This window comes from Mycobacterium sp. (genome assembly GCF_008709575.1).
Lineage (GTDB): Bacteria > Actinomycetota > Actinomycetes > Mycobacteriales > Mycobacteriaceae > Mycobacterium.
This window is the reverse complement of the sequence record NZ_VYIK01000364.1, coordinates 1-686: the sequence shown is the minus strand read 5'-3', so window position 1 is coordinate 686 and position 686 is coordinate 1. Positions and strand designations below refer to the sequence as shown.

Annotated in this window: 2 protein-coding genes; both read left to right on the top strand. The window is 64.1% G+C overall.

The window, feature by feature from the left end; translation table 11 throughout:
• Positions 1 to 226: SCP2 sterol-binding domain-containing protein (locus F6Q13_RS18975; protein WP_293059813.1), on the top strand; the 226-nt coding region annotated here is incomplete at its 5' end.
• Between the two features lie 6 nt (positions 227 to 232).
• Positions 233 to 568 (top strand): bifunctional 3-phenylpropionate/cinnamic acid dioxygenase ferredoxin subunit, encoded by a 336-nt coding sequence (locus tag F6Q13_RS18970; RefSeq protein WP_293059810.1) that lies wholly within the window; start codon positions 233 to 235, stop codon positions 566 to 568.
• Positions 569 to 686 lie beyond the last annotated feature (118 nt).

Genomic DNA, 686 nt, shown 5'->3' with positions numbered 1-686 from the left:
GGACTACGCGGGGCCGGTGCAGGAGGGGGGCCGTGAACCGGACTTCACGCTCACCGCGCCCAGCGACACCTGGGCAAAGGTAGCGAGAAAAGAGATGGGTGTGCGCCGCGCGGTCATGGGGCCGATCAAGTTCAAAGGCAGCCTGGCCAAAGCCCTGAAGCACTTCAGCGGACTTGAGGCGGCGCTACATCAGTTCGCGGACGTTCCGACGGATTGGGACAACTAGTCGCTTATGGGTACCGGTGACGCGAACGCGCACGACGTAGTTCTTGTCGAGGTGGGGCCCTTGGCCGATCTCTCGCCGGGGCACGCCTGCAGAGTAGAGACGCCCGCAGGCCCGGTCGCCGTTTTCAATGTCGACGGTGAACTGTTGGCCATAGCCGATAAATGCACGCACGCGGACGCGTCGCTGTCGGAGGGATACCTGGAAGGACACCTCGTCGAATGTCCCCTACACGGTTCGCAGTTCGACCTGCGCACCGGTGAGCCCCAGAACTTTCCTGCCTACGCAGCAGTCAGGTGCTTTCCGGTGCACGTCCGCGAGGGCATTGTGCTCGTCGAGGTCTGATCTGACGGTGGGTCCGGTGGTCGCCGGAGTCGTCGCAGTCTTTCAGTGGTCGGTGCACCGGCACGGCCGGTCAAAGGCGCTCGATGATCGTGACGTTGGCGGTACCGCCGCCCTCGCA